The sequence below is a fragment of the Fluviicola taffensis DSM 16823 genome, assembly GCF_943372375.1.
Lineage (GTDB): Bacteria > Bacteroidota > Bacteroidia > Flavobacteriales_D > Crocinitomicaceae > Fluviicola > Fluviicola taffensis_A.
In genome coordinates this window covers 106,044-128,575 of sequence record NZ_CALRYJ010000001.1, presented here as the reverse complement: position 1 = coordinate 128,575, position 22,532 = coordinate 106,044, and the positions used below count along the sequence as shown (strand labels likewise).

At 40.6% G+C, this 22,532-nt stretch carries 16 protein-coding genes; 4 read left to right on the top strand and 12 right to left on the bottom strand.

Going from position 1 to position 22,532, the window contains the following annotated elements:
- Positions 1–164: 164 nt before the first annotated feature.
- From AAG807_RS00515 to AAG807_RS00495, 5 genes are all read right to left on the bottom strand, one after another.
- Complete coding sequence (locus tag AAG807_RS00515) at positions 165–749, bottom strand: 50S ribosomal protein L25/general stress protein Ctc (protein ID WP_341899798.1); 585 nt, start codon at positions 747–749, stop codon at positions 165–167.
- A 72-nt stretch (positions 750–821) separates the two neighbouring features.
- Complete coding sequence (locus AAG807_RS00510; protein ID WP_341899797.1) at positions 822–1,757, bottom strand: ribose-phosphate pyrophosphokinase; 936 nt, start codon at positions 1,755–1,757, stop codon at positions 822–824.
- A 78-nt stretch (positions 1,758–1,835) separates the two neighbouring features.
- Entirely contained in the window at positions 1,836–3,005 is a 1,170-nt protein-coding gene (locus AAG807_RS00505) for a lysylphosphatidylglycerol synthase transmembrane domain-containing protein (RefSeq protein WP_341899795.1), read from the bottom strand.
- A complete protein-coding gene (locus AAG807_RS00500; protein WP_341899793.1) occupies positions 2,998–4,536 on the bottom strand; it encodes an Ig-like domain-containing protein in 1,539 nt (512 codons plus the stop codon). The genes AAG807_RS00505 and AAG807_RS00500 overlap by 8 nt, the downstream gene beginning before the upstream one ends.
- Entirely contained in the window at positions 4,512–4,994 is a 483-nt protein-coding gene (locus tag AAG807_RS00495) for a GAF domain-containing protein (protein ID WP_341899792.1), read from the bottom strand. Before AAG807_RS00495 ends, AAG807_RS00500 begins: the two co-directional genes overlap by 25 nt.
- A 125-nt stretch (positions 4,995–5,119) precedes the next feature.
- On the opposite strand from AAG807_RS00495, the gene AAG807_RS00490 reads away from it, so the two are divergent.
- Both AAG807_RS00490 and AAG807_RS00485 read left to right on the top strand, forming a co-directional pair.
- Complete coding sequence (locus AAG807_RS00490; RefSeq protein WP_341900763.1) at positions 5,120–5,842, top strand: 3'-5' exonuclease; 723 nt, start codon at positions 5,120–5,122, stop codon at positions 5,840–5,842.
- A gap of 42 nt (positions 5,843–5,884) precedes the next feature.
- Positions 5,885–6,343: a hypothetical protein gene (locus AAG807_RS00485; protein WP_341899790.1), complete on the top strand. Its 459-nt coding sequence runs from the start codon at positions 5,885–5,887 to the stop codon at positions 6,341–6,343.
- A 74-nt stretch (positions 6,344–6,417) separates the two neighbouring features.
- On the opposite strand, the gene AAG807_RS00480 is transcribed toward AAG807_RS00485, so the two are convergent.
- From AAG807_RS00480 to AAG807_RS00450, 7 genes are all read right to left on the bottom strand, one after another.
- Positions 6,418–8,598, bottom strand: coding sequence for a M43 family zinc metalloprotease (locus AAG807_RS00480; protein ID WP_341899788.1), 2,181 nt, complete (start codon positions 8,596–8,598; stop codon positions 6,418–6,420).
- 198 nt (positions 8,599–8,796) lie between these two features.
- Positions 8,797–10,965 carry a M43 family zinc metalloprotease gene (locus AAG807_RS00475; protein ID WP_341899786.1) on the bottom strand — a complete coding sequence of 723 codons (2,169 nt, stop codon included), beginning with the start codon at positions 10,963–10,965 and terminating at the stop codon, positions 8,797–8,799.
- A 132-nt stretch (positions 10,966–11,097) separates the two neighbouring features.
- Positions 11,098–11,805: an SDR family NAD(P)-dependent oxidoreductase gene (locus tag AAG807_RS00470; RefSeq protein WP_341899785.1), complete on the bottom strand. Its 708-nt coding sequence runs from the start codon at positions 11,803–11,805 to the stop codon at positions 11,098–11,100.
- A gap of 94 nt (positions 11,806–11,899) precedes the next feature.
- Entirely contained in the window at positions 11,900–13,054 is a 1,155-nt protein-coding gene (locus tag AAG807_RS00465; RefSeq protein WP_341899784.1) for a cystathionine gamma-synthase, read from the bottom strand.
- Positions 13,055–13,196: 142 nt separating this feature from the next.
- Positions 13,197–13,847: a methyltransferase domain-containing protein gene (locus tag AAG807_RS00460; RefSeq protein ID WP_341899782.1), complete on the bottom strand. Its 651-nt coding sequence runs from the start codon at positions 13,845–13,847 to the stop codon at positions 13,197–13,199.
- A gap of 34 nt (positions 13,848–13,881) precedes the next feature.
- Positions 13,882–15,294: an MBL fold metallo-hydrolase gene (locus AAG807_RS00455; protein WP_341899781.1), complete on the bottom strand. Its 1,413-nt coding sequence runs from the start codon at positions 15,292–15,294 to the stop codon at positions 13,882–13,884.
- A 119-nt stretch (positions 15,295–15,413) separates the two neighbouring features.
- Positions 15,414–16,208, bottom strand: coding sequence for a sulfite exporter TauE/SafE family protein (locus AAG807_RS00450; RefSeq protein ID WP_341899779.1), 795 nt, complete (start codon positions 16,206–16,208; stop codon positions 15,414–15,416).
- A 223-nt stretch (positions 16,209–16,431) separates the two neighbouring features.
- Here AAG807_RS00450 and AAG807_RS00445 point away from each other — a divergent pair, with 223 nt between their 5' ends.
- The gene (locus AAG807_RS00445; RefSeq protein ID WP_341899778.1) at positions 16,432–19,803 is read left to right on the top strand and encodes an ATP-binding protein; all 3,372 of its coding nucleotides are present in this window, start codon (positions 16,432–16,434) and stop codon (positions 19,801–19,803) included.
- 105 nt (positions 19,804–19,908) lie between these two features.
- Entirely contained in the window at positions 19,909–22,455 is a 2,547-nt protein-coding gene (locus AAG807_RS00440; RefSeq protein WP_341899777.1) for a T9SS-dependent M36 family metallopeptidase, read from the top strand.
- Positions 22,456–22,532: the final 77 nt, after the last annotated feature.

Below are 22,532 nucleotides of genomic sequence, written 5' to 3'. Positions count from 1 at the left end.
ACCTAAGTAGGGAAAGATATTAGAACCTACTCCTAAATCTAATGTTAGTTATGCCATCTTCGTGTAAAAACAGAGGTGGCTTTTTTTATGGGATCAGATTTTAAGCATAAAAAAACCCGTTGATCCATGGATCAACGGGTTTCGTTTTAAAGTTCAATAGAATCTTATTCTTCGTCTTCATCATCCGCTTCAGCAGCTTTCGATGCTCCACGAGCCATTTTAACAGATACTACAACTGCGTTTTTAGCTTCAGAGATAGTTAAACCATCATTTTCCAAATCTTTCACACGGATAGATTGACCGATACGCAATTTAGTAATGTCAATTACGATAGCCTCAGGCAAATCTGCCGGAAGACCAACTACACGTAAACGACGGAAAACCTGCATCAAACGACCTCCCGCTAATACACCACGAGAAGCTCCTGTCAAACGAACTGGTAATGCCACTTTAACCGGTTTCTTAGCATCTAATTCCAAGAAGTCAATGTGAACCACTTTATCCGTAATAGGATTTTGTTGAATCTCCTGGATAATCGCATCAGCTTTTTTGCCATCGATGTCCAATTCGATTTTAAATACATCCGGATTGAAAATTAATTTTTCAACTTTGATGTCAGGAAGAGAGAAATGTGTCTGTGTTCCTTGTCCGTAAAGAACGCATGGAACCAAGCCTGAGTCTCTCAAAGCTTTAGCATCCTTCTTCCCTACGTTCGCGCGAGGCGAACCGCTCAATTGTGCTACTTTCATTTTTGTTATTTATTTACTATTTGTTTTATCCACTTGCGTGAATCTTGTTTATCAGTCAGCCGTGGCTGACTCTTATGAAATTATAAAATGCGCACTAATGGATTCGTTTTTAACCAAGCGGTCGATCACATCTGCGAACAGATCAGCTACGGTAATGACACGAATCTTGTCACTTTTCTCTTTTAACGGAATCGTATCTGTAACGATCAACTCTGTTAATTTCGAATTATTGATGCGTTCCAATGCAGGTCCTGACAACACGGCGTGTGTACAGAATGCACGAACACTTTTTGCCCCCTTATCAATGAATAACTCAGCCGCTTTTGTTAAAGTTCCTGCTGTGTCACACATATCATCCACCAAGATTACATCTTTTCCGGCAACATCTCCAATTACAGTCATTTCTGCAACTTCATTTGCTTTCTTGCGGTGTTTGTGGCAAATTGCTAATCCGGTATCCAATTTCTTAGCATAAGCATTGGCACGTTTTGCACCACCTGCATCCGGAGCAGCCATAATCAGGTTTCCGTTATCCAAAGCCTTCATTTCATTGAAAAACAAAGTTGATGCAAATAAATGGTCCACCGGAACTTCAAAGAAACCTTGAATTTGATCTGCGTGTAAGTCCATTGTCATGACACGGTCTACACCTGCTGCCATTAACATATTCGCAACCAATTTTGCTCCGATAGCGACTCTTGGTTTATCCTTACGGTCCTGACGTGCAAAGCCGAAATAAGGAATCACTGCAATGATTTTACGGGCTGAAGCACGTTTTGCAGCATCGACCATCAACAACAATTCAAATAAATGCTCTGTTGGAGGCATAGTCGATTGAACGATAAATACATCCTGACCGCGCACTGTTTCTTCAAATGACGGTTGAAATTCACCATCACTGAATTCAGTAACTTTTACATCACCCAAGGCAGCACCAAACTTGGTAGCTATTTGTTCTGCAAGCACTTTCGATGCTCTTCCTGCAAAAATTTTGACGCCGTAAGACATGATTTTGACCGTTTTAAGAGCGCAAAGATAACGATATTATCCGAAAAACAAAGGCTTTTATAGACCTTGTTAAACGATTTAGTCTTTCTTCTTCCCTTGCCTCGCCAACCAACGCGGAAGAATGATGGATCCGATCATCAAATAGGGGAAGTAGGAGATCAGACGCCACAATACAGCCATTGTTCCAAGAAGGACGATACTGGTACTGAATTCGGACAATAATTCTCCAAACGCCCATTCAGCAACTCCGCTACCTCCCGGTGTTGGAGAGATCCGAAGAAACATCCACAATACAAATTGCTTGGTGAAGATTTGCGTTTGTTGCAGAAAACCCAAGCTTAAAAATGCCTGCATGATGAAGTTGATCACTAAAAAACGGGAGGACCAGGAGAAAACGGTTGCTCCAAATGCTTTTAACCAAAAGGAGAAAGGTTCCTTTTTCATTTCAATCGCCGTTGTCTTCACATCGTTTCCTGTCTTTGCCGCACCTGCTTGAAAACGTTTCAAAAGTGGAATCCGGGTGATGAAGGTGAGGAGTTTGAAGACCAATTTCGGATAAAGGACAATGCTTGAAAAAAGTACGATGCACAGGAGAGCAAATACGGAGAAACCTGTCCAGAAAACAGCCATCATGGATTCATTTCCTGCACTTGGAAATAATTTCCCGGATGGAATGAATAGAAACAGGATCGGAATGATGATAACATAGAATAAATTGTCCAGGAATGCGGTTAAAATGACAATTGCCGTTGCCTTTCCCAAAGCAATTTTTTCCCTGTTGAGTATGAACATGGCAACAGTGGCACCACTCATGACTCCAGGTGCCAGTGCGGAAGCAAATTCCCAAATCATGATAACGTGGAAGGATTGGGTCCAGGTAAGCTGGTTTTTGGTCAGGATCCGAATCCGGATCATATAGCCCAAATCCCGACCAACCATTCCTAAGAGTGCCAAAAAGATCCAAAAAAAAGTAGTGCTATTCCAGGAAATATCCGAAAGTACCTGATAGGCATTTTTTTGCTCGAAATTCCCATTCGGGACAGCTATGAATTCCTCCGGATCTGAATAATCGATGCGCTTATTGTGGTTGGTGTCTTTCCAGATATAATCGCCTGTCCCTTTTTCCACTTCGTGAAACTCGGATCGGGTAAAGCTGTAAATGAGTATTCCTCCCGAAATTGAAAGACCTAAAAATAAAGCGAGATAAATCTTCCACTTACTAAAGGCTTTTTCAAAGGAATCACTCATTGGGTTTCAGTTCTAGCGTTTCTTCGATATCCCAGTTCGGTCTCAGTTTGGATTTCAGGTCAAAACGGACTACTTCTTCCGGTTGTGCTTTTGTTTCCCAAATCCCCATATCCCATTTTCCATTTCCGTTCACATCGCGGATGCAACGGATTTGGTAAACAGCTGGAATCAGGTTGTTCCAATTGACAACAGAATCACTTTCTGATTTAAAAAATGTGCGAATTGCATTTGAACCGTCCATCAGTTGGATGACCCATTGACCTTTGAGACTTTCTACATTCAATTTCAGATTGGAAAGATCAGATGTTCGATAGGTTTTCAGTTCTACTTTGATGGAGTCATTCACGTTGGTAAGTCCTCGCAAGGCTCCCATTTTGAAATCCACGATCATATCGAATGCAATGGCGGATTTTGGAATGATCCGAACCTGATTACCGGAAAAAAGCGCATCGTATTTGACTTTCAATTTTGTTTTGTCTTCCACGATAATCAGTGAAGTATCGATTTTCTCAATGAATTCATTGGTCTCGAAAAGTAAGGTATCACCTAGTGTCCAGGCATTTTTGTAAATCTTACTTGAAACGAAGAAATTCTTATTGCGGTCTTTTAGGGAAATAATCTTTGTAATGGTATCTGTCCCGTCAATGAAGGTATAGACTTCATTTGGACTGCTCGGAAGCACAGCCAGAATAGAATCCGCTGCAAATCGTTTGATGATCTGCACGGGTTGCGAATTGATTGTCAGGCTTGATTCGCTGATTTCTTTCCCGGACGCAAAAAATGTTCCCGGATTGAGTACTTTGAGTTGCAATTGCTTTACCGGATTTTTCGGTTTCGAAGCAAGAATATGGGAAAAAGCAGTGCTATCGCCGCTTGCAATTAGTTTGGAAGAATAAGCAATGTCTTCCCCGATGGTTGGAAGTCGGTCCTTGTTAGTATCAAAGAAAGCAAATAATTGATACTCGCCCGCTTTCAGATAGGAAAATTCAAATTGACCTTTATCGTTGCTTTTACAGATATAGACCGGAGCATTTTTGTAAGGGTCTTTCAATGAATCATATAATCCGATCGTATAAGCATTGGACGGTTTGTTCGTGAATCCGTCAGTGATAATACCATTGATTTTCAAGGAATCGATCTGATCACCGGTCGAGAATACAAATTGATGGATCGTATCATTCTTTTCATTCAAATCCCGGATGGTTCCGTTCAATTGGATGATATAGGTCGTATTTGGCTGAAGTGGACCATCCCATTTGATGGATAGGTCGCGCTTATTTGAAGTGACTTCCAACTTCCCTGCGTTTGGATTCATTACCGCAGTATTGGTTGGATCATTTAAGGTGAAGAATTCATTGAACTTGACATTCAGCTCATTTTGACTCACGTGCAAAGCACCCTGTTCGGGATTCTGAGTTCCATCCACAGGAAGAGCTGCGCGATTATCGGATGGACCACCCGTCAAAGGAACAATCTCGGCGCAACCGGCCAAGAAAAGCAAAAGTCCTAAAAACAGTGAGTACCGAGCCATTCGCAAAGTTCATTTAAATAAGTTGCATCAATCTCGTCAAAATCATTCAATTGATCACTATCGACGTCGAGAATAGCAATAATCTGACCGTTTTTCCGGATAGGAACCACGATTTCACTTTTGCTTTCACTGGAACATGCGATATGACCGGGAAAAGCTTCCACATCGGGAACGACAAGTGTTTCATCTTGTTTCCAGGAAGAACCACAAACACCTTTTCCATAAGCAATCCGCGTGCAGGCAATTGGTCCTTGAAAAGGTCCGAGCACCAACTCCTCTTTTTCAACGACATAAAACCCGACCCAAAAGAAATCAAAGGTCATTTTGAGCGCAGAGGTGACATTCGCCAGATTGGCAACCAAATTCGGTTCACCGGTGCATAATGCCTTGACCTGAGGAAGCAAAGTGGTGTACTTTTCCTTCTTTGTGGATTGAGCGATAAATAATTCTTCTGCCATGGAGTACAAAGGTAAGGAATGAAATTCCTTAAGCACAAAAAATGCATTTATTTCGAAAAAAATTAGGAAAAAGACATTCGAGGAAATGATATTTTTACATAACTTAAATGGAAAACGAAAACTTTATGCTTGATTTAACCCAATTGGACAAGATTCTTTTTTTAGACATTGAAACTGTTCCGGAAGTTTACCACTATTCAGATTTAGATGCAGAAACCACTAAGTTATTTGATTCGAAGAATGCCCGTTTTCTGACAGAAGACAAAACAAAAGCAGATGTTTACAATGAGAAAGCCGGGATTTACGCCGAGTTTGGCAAGATCGTCTGTATTTCTGTCGGATTTGTGCATCAATCCTCTTTAGGAAAATCGATTCGAATGACCTCATTTGCACACGAGGATGAAGAAACCTTGTTGAGACAATTTGTTCGCTTGCTGGAGAATAATTACAATACGCCGAAACACGTGTTGTGTGGGCATAATTCAAAGGAATTTGATATTCCATTCATTTGCCGCAGGTTGTTGATTCATGGAATCGGATTGCCGAATGTATTGAATATTGCAGGTAAAAAACCTTGGGAAATCCAGCACCTGGACACGATGGAATTGTGGAAGTTCGGAGATTACAAAGCTTACACCAGCTTAGCCTTGTTGTGTCATATCTTTAAGATCCCAACTCCGAAAGATGATATTTCGGGAGCAGATGTTGCACGGGTTTATTACGAAGAAAATGATTTGAATCGCATCCGCATTTATTGTGAGAAAGATGTGATTGCATTGATCCAACTCTTTTTGAGAATGAACGGGGAATCGTTGGTAAATGAAGGAGAAATTCATGTGAAAGAGTGATTTTTTTTGCTTACTTAGTAGTCTACAATTTAAATGAAAACTATGAAAATTCTCCTTTTAAGCCTGTGTTTATTGAGTTTTAACCTATTGAAAGCTCAGGAAGTAATCAAATTTTACGGTAAATCGATCACCATTCAAGGACCGAAGTGTTTTTCAATGCAGATTAATGGAACTACGCTGGAATACCATCAAAAAATAGTGGATTATTACCTGTATTCTACTGTTTTGACAAAGAGAGGTGACGGAACAGTGCGTGAACTGACAGTTCGTAAAGTGTCCGCAAAAGTTGTTACGGATAATGTATTTAAAATTGAGCATTTGGATACATACGGTGAAATGTATTCGTGCAATATTTTAACTGATTTGGATAAAGTGGAAGCCACTGTTTATGAAAAATCGGGAGCCCAAACATTTAAGGAAACGAATATTACCGTATACTTTGCTGATAAAAAACAATTGACTGATTGCATAGCAGAAGTAAAGAAGAAGAGAGGATTCTGATCGGAACAGAGATAAAAAAGAAAATCCCCTGATGATTGCTCGTCAGGGGATTTTTTTATTTGGTTTCAGTTGTATTACTTTTTCACGAAAGTCAAGGTTCTTTGACTAGTTCCATCAACCATTTGGATCAGATAGGTTCCAGCTGAAAGATTTTCAGTTGCAATGTAAACCAGGTTGTTTCCCTCAGTTGCATTGATCTGATACTGTTGGATACGTTTTCCTGATAAATCAGTCACATAGAAATTGATCTCATTCGCAATTTGTGAGCTGAAAGAAATCTGAACTTCATTGTCTGCCGGATTCGGGAACAAATTGATGTTTGCAACAGTACCCAAATCTGCTAAACCTGCAGTGACAGGATTCTCAGATGGTCCACCGGAATAAATATTGATATCATCAATGTATACGTTATTTCCTCCGCCATTTGTTACTTGGAATTTACAACGGAAATTGTCGTTCCAGTATACACTTGTTACGTTTGTCATGTGAACAGTCACCCAATCAGCTGCAGTTGGAGTCCATGCGGAAGTAGCTGTGCTAGTTCCGGACATTGTAGCTGCAGTCAATGTTTTACGTACATCCCAAACTTCACCACAATCCTTTGTAAGGAATACCTTCAATAAGTCGGTGTTCGAAGAGATTTTCTTTCTGTATGCATATCTGAAAGACAAAGTGACTCCAGTTCCGGAAGTGATGCTTGATAAATCGATAGGTCCTGAAATTAACTCGTCAATCTGACCGTTTGTTTGACTGAAATTATCCAGTTTCGCTGAATTGGTTCCTGTTTTAGCTGCAGTATTCGTAACTGCCCACGCAGTAGCTCCTCCTGAGTTATAAACGAACCAATTCGGACTTGTCAAGTTCATGGAAGCTTCAAAACTTTCATAGAAAGGAATATTTCCTCCTGCTGGCAATACCGTAATGTATGAAGGAATATTTGCCGTATTATTATTTGTTCCGTCAGTAGCTTGTAGCTGAACGGCGTATGTTCCTGGGGTATTGTATGTAATTGTTGGATTTTGGGTTGTGGAAGAAGCTGGTGATCCACCAGTGAAAGTCCATGTCCATCCAGTTGCAACATTATAGGATTCGTCTGTGAATGTAATTGATTCACCGGCACAAATAACAGTTCTTGGAGTACTGAATTTAGCGGTACAAAGAGTTAATGGAGTACTTGCCCCAACCGCTGTAAGGTTTGCAGCAGAAATTACATTTGCACGACCTGTATTACTAACCGTTAATGCAGTTCGCATACGATTTACTTGTCCGATAGTAAACATTTTCGAACAATAAGAGTAATCCATGTAATTCTCAACATTGTCAATTTGATCAAATCCCCAATATGCATTGTCTGTTGAACAAGTATTTGCTGTAAGGTTACAAACTGTGGAACCTTGGGTTGCAGGTGTGTCCTGAACGTTATCCGAACCTCCACAACCGGCAGATCCAGGATTGTTGTTACCTCCCCAAACGTGATCCAGGTTTAACCAGTGACCAACTTCGTGCGTTAACGCTCTGCTGGATCCCACATTAGATGTTCCGATTGCCCCGGTATAAGTATCTAAGATGAAAATACCATTTTGCATGCTGGTTGCTGTAAAGCTTGATGGAAGCATCGTGTATCCGGCTGCTCCACCGATTTCTTTACAAACATAGATATTCAAGTATTTATTTCCTGGCCACTGACCATTGAAAACATCATTTCCTGCAACAATTGCATTGATTTGAGCAGAACCGCTTGATCCATCATTTGTTAATGCGTTTTGAGTTCGCGTAATTCCTGAGAAACAAGCGCCGTTTGGTGCTTTGGTAGCAAGAACAAATTGAATGTCCACTTTACTTTTAAGTGATTGAAAAGGCGCTTGAATTGAAATCGTATCGGCATTCAGCATCGCGTAATCGCGGTTCAGAATATCCAAAGCAGAGAGGATTTGATCTTTCGAAATGTTTTCATTACCACCATTGTGTAAGATGTGGAAAACCACTGGAATAGTGTACACGATAGCTTTGGTTGAACCATTCTCTCCTTTTTTCGCCAGCATCAGATTTTCAAATGCTTGTTGCTCTTTTGCATATTCTTTCGCGAATTGTGGATTGGATCTCAATTCATTCATCTTCTTATGCGTGGTACAATATTCAACATGCTCACCTTCACGCATATTACTTTTGTCAAGAACACGCTCTTGCTGCTGTCCAAAACTCCAAGTGGCAGAAAGAAGGGAGATGCCTAGGAGTGAGTAAAATTGTTTTTTCATTTTTTTAATTCTAGCTAGTTTTATAACAATGATTTAAATGATAGGGGAAAGTTGGAAATAGAATACAGTTCAAAGCATGAAATGTAATGACTTTTTAAATCTGATGTAGTAGAAATTGATTTAAGTGTCTAAATCGTTTATTAAAAGGAATGTGTAAACGGGTCGGAAATGCAAACTCCCGACCCGTTTTGAATGGAATTATTTCTTTACAAAGGTGAATGTTCTTTCTTGCACAGAACCAATCATTTTGATCAGATAAGTTCCTGCTGATAAATCCGTAGTCTCAATAAACACCAGGTTTGCTCCTTCGTGAGCATGAACCGGTAATGTTTTGATTAGTTTTCCGGCCAGATCCGTTATTGTAAAACTCAACTGGTCTCCAGTCTGGGAAGTGAAGCTTATCTGAAGCTCATTTTCAGCTGGATTTGGGAATAGATTGATGTTTTGGAATGATTCTAAATCTGTTAGTCCCAACGAAACGATATCATCTGACGGCGCTCCTGCATAAATATTGATATCATCAATATACACATTGTTTCCACCTCCGGCAGTAAATTGGAATTTGAATCGGAAGTTTGATACCCAATAAGCAGTTGTTACGTTTGTCATATGAACAGTAACCCAATCAGCTGAAGTTGGTGTCCATTGGCTTGTTGCCAAATTAGTCCCGGACATAGTTGCTGCTGTCAATGTTTTGCGGATATCCCAAACTTCACCACAATCTTTTGATAAGAATACTTTCAAAAGATCTGTATTGGTGGAAGTTCGTTTTCTATATGCATATCGGAATGAAAGTGTTGCATTCGTTGCTGAAGTGATTCCGGATAAATCGATAGATCGGGATTCCAGTTCATCCATTTGACTAGCTGATTGTCCATAGTTTTCCAATTTAGCAGAGTGTGTACCTGTTCGTCCCACAGTAGTTGTAACATTCCAAGGGTTTCCACCGCCATTTTCCACAAACCAATCAGAATTTGTAAAATTGCTAATTGCTTCAAAGCTTTCGTAATAAGGAATACCTGTTGGAGCTGGTAATACGGTAATATAGTTTACAATATTCGCTGTATTTGAATTTGATCCGTCAGTAGCATCCAGTTGAACCGCATAAGTTCCCGGAGTATTATAAGTAATTGATGGATTCTGTGTGGTTGAGGTAGCAGGTAAACCTCCTGCAAATGACCAGTTCCATCCGGAAACGGCGTTGAAGGACTCATCTGTAAATTGAATCGTTTCACCTTGACAGATCACTCTTCTTGTCGTACTGAATTTTGCTGAACAAAGAATCGGAGCAGTGCTTGCACCAACGGCTGTCAGATTTGCAGCAGATACCACATTGGCTCTTCCTGTTGAAGATACGGTTAGTGCCGTTCTCATTCGATCTACCTGACCTGCAGTGAACATTTTAGAGCAATAGGAATAATCCATGTAGTTTTCTACATTGTCGATTTGATCAAATCCCCAATAAGCATTGTCACTACTACAGGTATTTTGGTTTAAAAAACAAGCGGTTGAACCAATACAAGCCGGAGTGTCGCTTACACCATCGCTTCCGCAACTTACACCCGGATCATTGGTTCCTCCCCAAACATGCGAAAGATTCAACCAGTGTCCAACTTCATGAGTCAATGTTCGACTAGTGTATGTACTTGATGTACCGATATCACCGACATACGTGCTTAATACCCAGATTCCATTACCCATGGAATTTGCTGACCATCCTCCCGGATTAAAGGTGTAACCGGCTGCACCTCCGATGTCCTGACAAATAAAAATGTTCATATATTTGTTTCCCGGCCATTGACCATTATACACATCGTTTCCGGCAACGATGGCATTTACCTGTGCCTGACCATCATCTCCGTTGCTTGTTGCAATATTTTGAGTTCTTGTAATACCTGAAAAACAAGCTCCATTCGGTGCTTTTGTTGCCAATACGAATTTCACATCAACCTTGCTGCGAATACCCTGAAAAGCTGCTTGAACCCCAATTGTGTCGGCATTCAACATCGCATAATCCCTGTTCAGAATAGTCAATGCAGACATGATTTGATCTTTGGAGATATTTTCCGGTCCGCCATTATGCAAAACATGGAACACAACCGGAATTGTATATTCAAGAGCCTTTGTGGAGCCTTCTCCTTTTTTTGAAAGGAGGGCATGGTCGAATTCTTGTTGCTCCTTTGCGTACTGTTTTGCAAATTCGGGATTAGCCAAGAGTTGATTCATCTTTTTATGCGTGACGCAATATTCAACATGTTCTCCTTGACGCATGTTCTGTTTGTCTAATTGACGCTCGTGATTTTGAGCAAAAACAGATGAAGAGACGCAAAGAGTTAGACCTAAGAGAGTAGAAAATCGTTTTTTCATTATGTACAGTTCTAGCTAGTTTTACTATAATTTTCCTAATTTGAGTGCAACAAGTTACAACATTTGATTAAGAAATGAACTGTTCGCCAAAAACTTAACAACGCGATGAATAACAATTAGTTAAAATTCGCTTTACAATTCGATATCCCGAAGTGAATATAAAACTTGGTTCAATGGTGTTTCATGAATCAGTTTCAACAATTTTTTAGCCACCAATTCTGTCGAATAAAGTTGGTTTGAATTTTTGTATTCTTTGAAACGTTCCACTTCCGAGAATGAATTTTGGTTGCTTTCGCGAATCATTGCCTGCATATTCGTGTCTACAACTCCCGGAGCTACTGAAAGACAATGGAAATCATTTCTTCCAAGCTCTTGTTCTTCCAGTTGAATGGTTTGACAAAATAAATCCACTGCTGCCTTGGAAGCGCAATAAGATGCCCAGGATGCGATCGGATTTTTTCCTGCCCCCGAACTGATGAAAATGCATTTGAATGATTGGTCTTTTGGTAGTTTCTTGAGTAACTTTTGCAAAATGGTGGCTCCTGCAAACAGATTTACCTGCATCACTTGAGCTATTTCTTTCGACTCCAATCGTTCGAAGTAATCCACTTTTCCCAGAATACCCGCGTTGTGGATAAAGATGATTGGTTCTTCCCCTAGTTGAGGAAAAGAAATTTGATCTACTGCATCCGGGTCACTTAAATCACAATTGATGGACGAATAATTGGGATGTGAAATGGGATGATTTCTCCCGATGCCGATTACCTTCTCATTCCGGGACAGATAATTTTCTGCAACTGCTTTCCCGATACCTCTGGATGTTCCTGTGATTAGTATCATGTTCAAATGTTTAAAAAGTTCACCAGTTTAAAAAACAAAAGGGTCCAATAGTTTTGAACTTTTTGAACCCTTTAAATCTTTTGAACTGTTTTATTTATGCCAACGCTTGTTCCAAATCCGCAATTAAATCGTCTACATGTTCCACACCGACACTTAAGCGCAATAAGTTGTCCACGACTCCTGCTTTTTCTCTTTCTTCTTTTGGAATAGAAGCGTGAGTCATTGTTGCCGGATGATTAATCAAAGATTCCACACCTCCCAATGATTCAGCCAAGGAGAAAACATGGAATGAAGAAGCAACCTTATAGGTGTTTTCAATGCTCTTATCTTTCAGTACAATTGAAATCATTCCACCAAAATCACGCATTTGTTTTTTTGCAATTTCATGATTCGGATGCTCCGGGAATCCAGGCCAATAAACCTTTTCGATTGCCGGATGATTTTTCAAATAGTGAGCGATTTGTTTTCCATTTTCACAATGGCGTTGCATTCGCAAGTGCAATGTCTTGATTCCTCTTAATACCAAAAAGGAATCCATCGGACCAGGATTTGCACCCGAACTGTTCAGAATGAAATACAATTGTTCGTGAATTGCATCATCATTGGTAATTAAAGCACCCATTACAACATCCGAGTGACCGCCCAGGTATTTAGTTACCGAATGCATCACGATGGTTGCGCCCAAATCCAATGGGTTTTGCAAATAAGGAGAAGCGAAGGTGTTATCCGCTACCATAATGATATCGTTTGCTTTAGCAATAGCAGAGACTGCGGCAATATCAATGATTTGCATGGTTGGATTTGTTGGTGTTTCCGCCCAGATCAATTTGGTGTTTGCATTGATGTAATTCGTTACATTTTCTGCATTTGTCAAATCGATGAAATGAAACTTGATTCCAAATTTCTCATAGATCTTTGTAAACAAACGATAGGTTCCGCCATATAAATCGTCTCCGGTAATGACTTCATCTCCGGGGTTCAATAATTTTAGAACAGCATCCGTTGCAGCAACACCACTACTGAAGCATACGCAATGTTTTCCGTTTTCCAGTGCGGCAATATTTGCCTGAAGTGCATCACGTGTCGGATTTTTACCTCTTGCATAACCGTATCCCTTATTGACTCCGGGAGATTCCTGAACATAAGTGGATGTTTGAAAAATGGGAGTCATGATTGCTCCGGTTGTTGGATCGGGTTGTACACCAGCATGAATCGCTTTGGTACCGAATTTCATATCTTGTTCTTTCATAGAAAACGGAATCACTTTTTATAGAATTACAAAGTTAATCGTTCGGTAAAGAAATCAGGGGGATTCTCGAAAATATTCTTTTCTGCATATTTCTGTCAAAGAAGTTTTCAACTGAAAGATGAGGTTTAAGAAGGGATGGTTGTCATGAAGCAAATTCCCTGTTTTGTTTTTTTTGCAGGTTGATAAATACTTCCGAACCTATTCTAGCTGGCACACTGTTATAGCATTCGGCCATTGTTGTAATTTCGAAATTCGGCTCGAAAATGGAATGGTATTCCAGTAAATCACCTCCGAATGGCGGACCTTGATGTGTAAATGCGCGATTAAACAAAACTCCAATCAGTTTTCCATGCGGATTTAATAGGGAGACCATTTTATTCGAATAGCTCATGCGCTTCTCGGGATCAATAGCACAAAAGAATGTCTGTTCGATGACCAAATCATAGGTTCCCTGATGTAGAAAAAAGTCTTCGCATAAAATTCGGATTCCTTCCTGATTCTCAAATTTGGCTTGTAAACCTTCGACTGCTTTTGGAGCGATATCAATTAAGGTGATATTCGTAAATCCATTTAAAAGCAGGTATTCTGCTTCGTAAGCATTTCCGCAACCGGGAATCAAAATGGCTGCTTCTTTGTTGGGATATTGGGATAAATAGTTGGTGATTGAAGGAGAAGCAAAACCGGTATCCCAACCGGTTTCGCTCATTTTCCATCGCTCATTCCAATAAGAAACATCAAGCTGTTGCTCCTTGTTTTTTGTCAGGGGTTGTAGTTTTTTTTCTCCGTTCTCCATTGTTGTATAATCTGCTTGAGAAAATAAGATTCAATTAACTGTGCACTTTGCTCTGACACACGAAAGCACTTTTAGGCACATTGGTTGTCGAAATGGCATTGAATCCACCGGCAACTTCCGTAAAGTTTCGGTATCCCCGTGCCTGTAAAATACTTGCAGCAATCATACTTCGATAACCTCCCGCACAATGCAGGTAGAAGTGCTCTTGTGGCTGCACATCCTTGATCCAGTCATTGATGTATGCCAAGGGCTTGCTGTATGCTTCTTCGATGTGTTCAGCCTCGTATTCACTTTCTTTGCGAACGTCAAGGATTTTACTTTTACCGATTTTTACTTCCGAAGCAAATTGTTCGGCTGTGATGCGGTTTACCAGGTCAATTTCCTTCGCAGCATTCACCCAGGAATGAAAACCACCACTCAAATGACCCAATACATTGTCAAAGCCGACACGACTCAATCGGGTAATGGCTTCTTCTTCTTTCCCTTCGTCAGTAACTAATAAAATCGGTTGTTTGACATCAACAATCAATGCGCCGACCCACGGAGCAAAATCTCCATCCAACCCGATGTTAATGGATTGCGGAATGAATCCGAGCGCAAATTCCTGATCGCTTCTCGTATCCAAAATCAAGGCTCCGGTGCTCTCTGCAACCGCTTCAAATTCACCAACAGATAATGAGTTCATTCCATGGCTCAATACGTTTTCGAATTCGTCGTATCCTTTTTTATTCATTGCTACATTCATTCCAAAGTAGGCAGGAGGAGGCAATAATCCTTCCGTTACCGATTCAATAAAAGCTTCCTTGTTCGGTTGATTCAGGGCATAGTTCATTTTCTTTTGATTCCCCAAACTGTCAACCGTTTCCTTCATCATGTTTTTTCCGCAAGCAGAACCTGCTCCGTGTGCCGGATAAACGGTAATGTCATCTGAAAGCGGTAGAATTTTGGTGTAAATACTTTCGTATAATAATCCGGCTAATTCTTCCTTCGTAAGCTGCGCGGCTTTTTGCGCTAAATCAGGTCTTCCTACATCACCCAGGAAAAGGGTGTCTCCGCTGAATAAAGCCGTTTCCTTGCCATGCTCATCAATTAACAAAAAGCAAGAACTTTCCATGGTATGTCCCGGAGTGTGTAATACTTTTAGTTTGATATCACCGATTTCAAATACCTGATTGTCTGTTGCAACAATGGCATCGAATTCTGGTTTAGCTGTAGGACCATAAACAATCGATGCGTGGGTTTTCTTGCTTAAGTCGAGATGACCGCTAACGAAATCCGCATGAAAGTGGGTTTCAAAAATGTATTTGAGTTTCACGCCGTCGTATTCCAATCGGTCGATGTAAGGTTGTGTTTCTCTTAATGGGTCAATAATTGCTGCTTCTCCGTTTGACGTGATGTAGTATGCTCCTTGTGCCAGACATCCCGTATAAATTTGTTCGATTTTCATGTGTTTGAAATTTGATGTTCTTAACTCATTTGATAATACAAAGGTGCATCGATTGTTTTTGGTTTTCAGCTACTTTGGTTACACAAGTAGATTCAGACTTTAACGACGGATTCACTTTTTTAAGTCAGAAAAAGTTCTTTTATAACAATGAACACACCCATCGCGAGCACAAACCAACCGAATATCGGTTTCAGCCGTGCCCCATTGATCTTTTTGGATAATGCCATGCCAATGAAAATTCCAGTGATGGCGAACAAGGTGATGATTCCCAAAAATTTCCATTCGATTTCCGTTCCATGAAGCGAAAACAAGAATCCGGTGAGTGAATTGATAGCAATGATTACCAGAGAAGTTCCTACCGCGGTCTTCATCGGGAGTTTTAAGAAGTTGACCAAAGCCGGGATTATTAGAAAACCGCCGCCGGCACCAACGATACCGGTCACAATTCCCACAAATAATCCCTGAAGAATCAAAAAAAGGTAATTAGGCTTCCCTTTTGTTACCGGAACTGACGAAGTCTCCTGTTTCTTTATCATGCTATAAGCAGCGGCAATCATCAATAGTGCAAACAAAAGCATGAAGAAAACACTCTTCGTGATATCAAAACTGTTGATTTGGAAAAGGTGTTCCGGAATTGCGGGAACAATAAACCTTCTGGTAAAAAATACCATTGCAATGGATGGAATTCCAAAAGCAAGAACGGTGATCCGATCCACTTGTCCTCGTTTGAAATAGAAAACAGAACCGACCAAACTGGTTGTGCCCACCACAAACAGCGAATAGGTGGTTGACAAAATTGTGTCTAAACCGAATAAATAAACCAAAACAGGAACCGTTAGAATACTTCCTCCTCCTCCGATTAGTCCCAGTAAAATTCCAATAAAAACAGAAGCGAAATAACCGATGATATCCATTCAAATCTAAATTGTTTTGCAAAAATGCATTTATCCATAAAGCAAAACAGCTACTTTGGTTACATATCCGTTATTTTATTTCTCATTCTGACCTGTTTCTTTGAATTCGACCGTTTATTCCGATTTTCAATCATTTAAATGAAGGTTTTATGGAATACTCCTGCAGTGCAATTACTAAACGGCTTTAATATCTTCCTTTTCACTATTTTCGTCAAGCAATTCAATGAGTTATTCACCAACAAATATCGCGGACTTTATTCATGTCTTATCGGACATGCCCAAGACTGATATGCTTGTGAATCTGTCAGAATCTGTAGAATCGCTCATTCGTTTTGAAGAACTGCCTACAGAGAAGTTCCAGGTGCAGTTGGAAGGTAAATGGAAATCGGTCTGGCAAGTGGCAAACAGGTTCAGACTGGAATCGGATGTGAATTCATTGTGTTTGGTTTTTGGAACGGTTACTTCGACGATTCAAACGGGAACCATTCAGTCACCCTTGCTGATCGTACCGTTAAATTGGGAATATACCCGAATTAACAATACGCTTCAGCTTGAAATGGATGAAGAAGCGATTGAAATGAACCCGTATATCAAATTCTTGTATTCTGAATTGAATAATGAATCTCTAAGTAGTATTCCTGACAACCTGAATTTGCCCGAAAAATTGGAATGGGTGATTCAACAATTTCAAAATGTAAGTCTTGATACCCAATTTTCCCGTGAAATTTATGGTGGGAATTTTCATTATCACCGATTTCATATACTGAGGGAATTGGAGGGAATTGAAAAATCGGGACATAAAAATCCACTGGTTCAACAATTGCTGGGAAATGATTTCGAACCAACAAAGGAATTGAATCTGTCCCCTGATCTGATTTACCCCGCAGATGTCGATCAAAAGCAGGTTTTCAATACCCTTAACTCAAAAAATGTGTTGCTCCAAGGTCCTCCTGGAACAGGTAAATCGCAAGTTTTAATCAATATTCTTGGAAAATCATTAAAAAGTGAATTGAAAACACTGGTGGTTTCCGAAAAGCGGGTTGCATTGGATGTGCTGGTCAAAAAGCTTTCGGAATTGCAGTTGGATCCCTTTGCATTCGTAGTACATAGTCAAACAAAATCAAAAGATTTATTGGCACAATTGAAAGCGACCTGGAATGTGTTGGAAAGTTCGAATCTGCATTTGAACCAGAACCTAAGACTTTCAGAACAGCTCTATGCGAATTTGCAATTGTTGTTTGACAGATTGAACACATCCGATTATTTTGCCGGAGTTTCTTACGGGAAGCTTCAAGATCTATTACTCGAAACTCCAATAACAAACCAACTTTTCTCAAGCAGTATTCCAACAATCGATGAATGGTTGGAGAGTAAACCGGTCATTCAAAAATTGGATCTGAAGCTGAACGGGTTTTCAAAATTGAAGGGATTGAAACCTGCATTTTTTGAGCAATGGAATGGCGATCAGTTGATTAAAAATGCTCAGGGCAATCTACAAATAATTCAGTCAAAATTGAGTGAGTTAGTTTCTTTTGGCGATTTGGAACAACTCATTTCCGTTTTGGGACGCTGTCAATTGGTTGAAAACGAACAATACAGAGCGTATAGTCTGCTCCTTTCCAAACCCAAGGAATGGAAGAAGTTCAAAAAACAGGTGCTTTTATTTAAGGAGTTAAAGGAAAGGTTCGTCTCCGTTGAAAAGGAGAATCAGATTTGGAAACAGGTACCTTCTAAAAGTCAATTGGAATCCTGGGAGCAGGCAAGCACCTGGATTCAATTGCGAAAACGAAAAAAAGCCATTACCAGATTGTTGAATGATTCTTCCGTACTGCCGGAAATTGCGCTTGCGAATTGGAAGAACTATTTGTCTGAAACGCATAAATTAAAAGAACTCGAATCGTATTTCGCTGAATTAGGCTTGGAAGCAACTGCACATGCCTTGGATATGGGAATGATTTATGCTACCAGTCTGGAGAATGAAAGTGGTTCATTACTCAGCGAAATTTCCGGATGGACAAAGGAAAAACGGGTGTCAATCATTTCATGCGGTTCGGAATTGAATCAGTTAAGATCTGCTTTGACACGTTCTTTTGAACTGAACGATGAGGTCGTTTTAGCTGATTTTCTTATTCAAAAACAAGCCGAATTTATTGAGTTGAGTGCTGCGTATGAAGATCTCAGACAATTGCCGCGTTTCTTTTTCGGGTTACTGGATGGAATCAATTCCTGGGAGGAAATGCAGTCTCTGATCTTGTTTAGTTCCCTGCGAAAAATAGAATCGGTGAATCCGGAAATCGTGAAGTTTTCAGGAGAATCCCTTCAGCAACGTTTGGACCAGATAATCGAAACAGAGAATCGGGAATTTTCTGATTTTGGAACAGCACTCCGGGTTCAGATCCAGAAGCATTTTTCGGAGTTTGAAGAACTGTTGCGGATTCCAAGTCAAAAGCTCTCACCACCGCAGAAAGAACTCAAAGCCCGTTTGAAAAAAGGAAAATCGCTTTTGGTAAAGGAGTTTGGGAAGTCCCGGAATCACATCACCATTCGGAATCTGATTGCCAGTGACGCGAAAGAATGGGTTCAGTTACTCATTCCGATTTGGTTGGCGACACCCAATCAGGTAGCGGATCACTTTCCCCTGGAAATGGAATTGTTTGATTTGGTTCTCTTTGATGAAGCGAGTCAACTTCCACTTCCGAATGCATTGGGTTCCTTGTTCCGTTCGAAAAGAGCGTTGGTTGCGGGAGACGAACAGCAAATGGCTCCTTCCAATTACTTTGGAAAAAATTTCGGATTCCATGATCTCTTGCATCAAGCGGCTTATTATTTTGAGCGTGTTCCTCTAAGGCATCATTATCGTTCCGAATACCGGGAGTTGATCCAGTTTTCAAATACCCATTTTTACAAAGATGAATTGATTGTTTATCCCTCTCCGGATCGGAAGGAAGTATTGTTTCATCATTTGGTGGAAAATGGAATTTTTGATCAACGCAGAAATCAATTGGAAGCTAAATCAGTTGCTGATTTTCTGGAAAGCTTCACGGATTGGGAAACAAAGACACTCGGAATTGTGGCTTTCTCCGAAGAACAATTGAAAACCATTTGGCTTTCCTGTTCACCCCGCGTACAAAACCTGATTGCCTTGAAAGAAGATGAAAACAAGGGCTTTTTCAAAGCGCTGGAAAATGTACAGGGAGATGAAGCGGACGTTTTGATTATCAGTTTGGCTTATGCCCGAAATCCGGAAGGATCATTTCAAATGCGTTTCGGACCTTTGAATCAAACTAATGGACACAAGCGTTTGAATGTATTACTGACAAGAGCAAAACAGGAAATGCATTTCTTCTCATCCGTGAGATCAACTGATTTTGAATTGTCTGATAACGAATCCGTGAACTTGTTGAGACGGTTTTTACAGGAATTGGAGATCGTTCAGACATCTGAAAAAGCAGTTGTTTTTCCTTATGGTTTAGAGGGAACAATTGAAAATAAGGCAATTCGGTTCAAAAATGCTTATGCACAGGTTCCAAACGGACAAGACTTGGTGACTCTTCACCGGGTGATGAAACAGCGCGGCTGGAAGTTGGATTATTAGGAGTTGTTTTATTTTTTGACTGCTCTAATCCGTTCATCCGGATCTTTTTTCAAACTTTTCTGTTTTCTTGTTTTTTTTGTACATTGGAGAACTTAAAAACTGAAAATGAAAAAGTTACTCTCCTCTTTTTTATTCCTTACTTTCCTTAATTTTTGTTACGGGCAAAGGGAATTACAATCCATTCAGCGTTATTTACAAGAGCATGCAAGTGCGTGGAATCTGAAATCTTCGGATTTTTCAAATCTGGAATTGGTTTCCAGTGCTTCTTCGAAAGCTGCAAACACGAAGCATTGGAAAGTTCGTCAGACAAAGAATGGGCTTTCCATTATTGACGGATTTGGAATTGTTACGGTAACGAATAATCAAGTTGTGCATGTCACAACAAACTTCGTTTCGATTACCGAGCCGGCGAACCATTCTGCTCTCAGCGCAACTGAAGCAGTGAATGGGGCATTGAAGCATTTGAGCCTTGCTGGCTCGAATATGAAACAACTGAAGTATTCTGAAAACACCTACCTTTTTTCAAAAGAAGGCATTTCAAAAGAAAACATTCCGGTAAAATTGGTTCTTGGTCAATCCAAGGGGCAATTGGTGTATTTATGGGATTTGAGTATTTATCCTGTAAGTTCGGAACATTGGTGGTCAATGCGATTGAATGCTGAAACGGGAGAAGTTGTTTTTCAAAATGATTGGATTTCTCATTGCTCTGCTGAGCATTGTGCAGATGAGAATCACCACATTTCAGAAACGATGATGGTACCGCCTCCACCTCCGGGATTGGACCAATACATGGTGTACGCTTTGCCGAATATCAGTCCGGCACATGGAAACCGGGTTTTGGTGGTGAATCCTTCCGATGTAACCTATTCTCCTTTCGGATGGCACGATACAGATGGAATTGCTGGAGATGAATACACGATTACGAGAGGAAATAACGTCTATGCATCAGAGGATATCGATAACGATGATTTTCCGGGATATTCACCCGATGGAACTTCAAGCTTGAACTTTAATTTCGCTTACGATTCAGTTGTTGGTGTGCAAGGAAACCTGGATGCTGTAATCACGAACTTGTTCTACATGAACAACATGATGCACGACATTTGGGCATATTATGGTTTTGATGAGGAAAGCGGGAATTTCCAGGAAACAAATTATTCCGGTTCCGCTTTGGGACAGGATCAGGTAATGGCTGATGCGCAGGATGGAAGTGGAACCAATAATGCAAACTTTGGAACTCCTCCGGACGGACAAAACCCGCGCATGCAAATGTATTTATGGACGGAAAGCAATGTTCCGGATTTATTGACAATCAATGCACCGGCGGCAATTGACGGAGCTTATTCTTGCTCTACGGCTGGTTTCGGCCCACCGGTCCCAACAACACCTATTACAGAAGACCTGGTCTTGGTAATCGATGATGGAACCGATACGACAGATGCTTGCGGAACAATTACAAATGGAGCAGCACTGGCAGGTAAGATTGCTTTGGTGCGAAGAGGGAATTGTACATTCGCAGAAAAGGTCGTAGCATGTCAAAATTTTGGAGCGGTTGCAGTGATTGTGATGAATAATACCGGAACAAGCACTCAGGCAATGGGAGGTGGAACAGGTGCAGAGACCATTCCTTCGATTATGGTTTCAAAACCCAATGGAGATTCGTTTGTAAACCAAATGAATCAAGGAAACACGGTAAATGGAACGATTGTGAACCCGGGAGATTTGACAGCAACAGATTCTGATTTCGATAACATGATCATCGCACATGAATACGGTCACGGAATCTCAACGCGTTTGGTAGGTGGTGCCGATAATACGGATTGTTTATTCAATGCAGAACAAATGGGTGAGGGCTGGTCTGATTGGTTCGGATTGATGATTACTCAGGTAGCTTCAGATCTTGGAACGGATGGAAGAGGAGTTGGAACTTATGTGACGAATGAGCCAAACAACGGAGGAGGAATTCGCCCGGCGCAATACTCTACTGCTTTTGCAATCAACGATTATACTTACGGAAATACAAATAGCAATTCATTGAGTCAGCCGCATGGAATCGGTTTTGTTTGGGCTACTATGTTGTGGGATTTGAATTGGGCGTTGATTGATCAATACGGCTTTGATTCGAACATTAAATCCGGAACCGGCGGAAACAACATGGCCATGCATTTGGTGATTGAAGGATTGAAACTGACTGCTTGTGGTCCTGGGTTTGTTGATGGTCGTGATGGGATTCTGGCAGCAGACCAAGTTCTTTATGGCGGCGCAAACAAATGCTTGATCTGGGAAGTGTTTGCACGAAGAGGATTAGGTTTTTCTGCAAGTCAGGGAAGTTCAGATGATCGCAATGACCAAGTGGAAGCATTTGATGTTGATCCAAGCTGTTCCGGTTCAGGTTTAGGGTTGAATGAAAATAAGACAACTCAAATTCAAGTATATCCGAATCCAAGCAATGGAAAATTGACGGTAAAGAATTCCAATTCGGAGATTCAGCAAATTGAATTGGTTGACCTGAGTGGAAAGAGAGTTTATACGACTGCTGGAAATAACAACTACGAAGTTACTCTGGATATCAATAGCTTGAAAAAAGGATTGTACCTGATGAAAGTTCAGACACGAAATGGTTTCCAAACTGTTCGGGTAGAGAAGTTGTAAATGAATTGAAAAAGCACACTTCGACTCCGCTCAGTGTCCTTTTGATTTAAGATTTGTAGTTGGCTGAGCGGAGTCGA

Excerpts from the sequence above, each read along its gene's own strand:
- AAG807_RS00515 (WP_341899798.1), bottom strand. The coding sequence starts at position 749 with ATGAAAGTAGCACAATTGAGCGGTTCGCCTCGCGCGAACGTAGGGAAG.
- AAG807_RS00470 (WP_341899785.1), bottom strand. The coding sequence starts at position 11,805 with ATGATACTAATCACAGGAACATCCAGAGGTATCGGGAAAGCAGTTGCA.
- AAG807_RS00495 (WP_341899792.1), bottom strand. The coding sequence starts at position 4,994 with ATGGCAGAAGAATTATTTATCGCTCAATCCACAAAGAAGGAAAAGTAC.
- AAG807_RS00465 (WP_341899784.1), bottom strand. The coding sequence starts at position 13,054 with ATGAAAGAACAAGATATGAAATTCGGTACCAAAGCGATTCATGCTGGT.
- AAG807_RS00455 (WP_341899781.1), bottom strand. The coding sequence starts at position 15,294 with ATGAAAATCGAACAAATTTATACGGGATGTCTGGCACAAGGAGCATAC.
- AAG807_RS00510 (WP_341899797.1), bottom strand. The coding sequence starts at position 1,757 with ATGTCTTACGGCGTCAAAATTTTTGCAGGAAGAGCATCGAAAGTGCTT.
- AAG807_RS00480 (WP_341899788.1), bottom strand. The coding sequence starts at position 8,598 with ATGAAAAAACAATTTTACTCACTCCTAGGCATCTCCCTTCTTTCTGCC.
- AAG807_RS00505 (WP_341899795.1), bottom strand. The coding sequence starts at position 3,005 with ATGAGTGATTCCTTTGAAAAAGCCTTTAGTAAGTGGAAGATTTATCTC.
- AAG807_RS00475 (WP_341899786.1), bottom strand. The coding sequence starts at position 10,965 with ATGAAAAAACGATTTTCTACTCTCTTAGGTCTAACTCTTTGCGTCTCT.
- AAG807_RS00440 (WP_341899777.1), top strand. The coding sequence starts at position 19,909 with ATGAAAAAGTTACTCTCCTCTTTTTTATTCCTTACTTTCCTTAATTTT.
- AAG807_RS00450 (WP_341899779.1), bottom strand. The coding sequence starts at position 16,208 with ATGGATATCATCGGTTATTTCGCTTCTGTTTTTATTGGAATTTTACTG.
- AAG807_RS00500 (WP_341899793.1), bottom strand. The coding sequence starts at position 4,536 with ATGGCTCGGTACTCACTGTTTTTAGGACTTTTGCTTTTCTTGGCCGGT.
- AAG807_RS00485 (WP_341899790.1), top strand. The coding sequence starts at position 5,885 with ATGAAAATTCTCCTTTTAAGCCTGTGTTTATTGAGTTTTAACCTATTG.
- AAG807_RS00445 (WP_341899778.1), top strand. The coding sequence starts at position 16,432 with ATGAGTTATTCACCAACAAATATCGCGGACTTTATTCATGTCTTATCG.
- AAG807_RS00460 (WP_341899782.1), bottom strand. The coding sequence starts at position 13,847 with ATGGAGAACGGAGAAAAAAAACTACAACCCCTGACAAAAAACAAGGAG.
- AAG807_RS00490 (WP_341900763.1), top strand. The coding sequence starts at position 5,120 with ATGCTTGATTTAACCCAATTGGACAAGATTCTTTTTTTAGACATTGAA.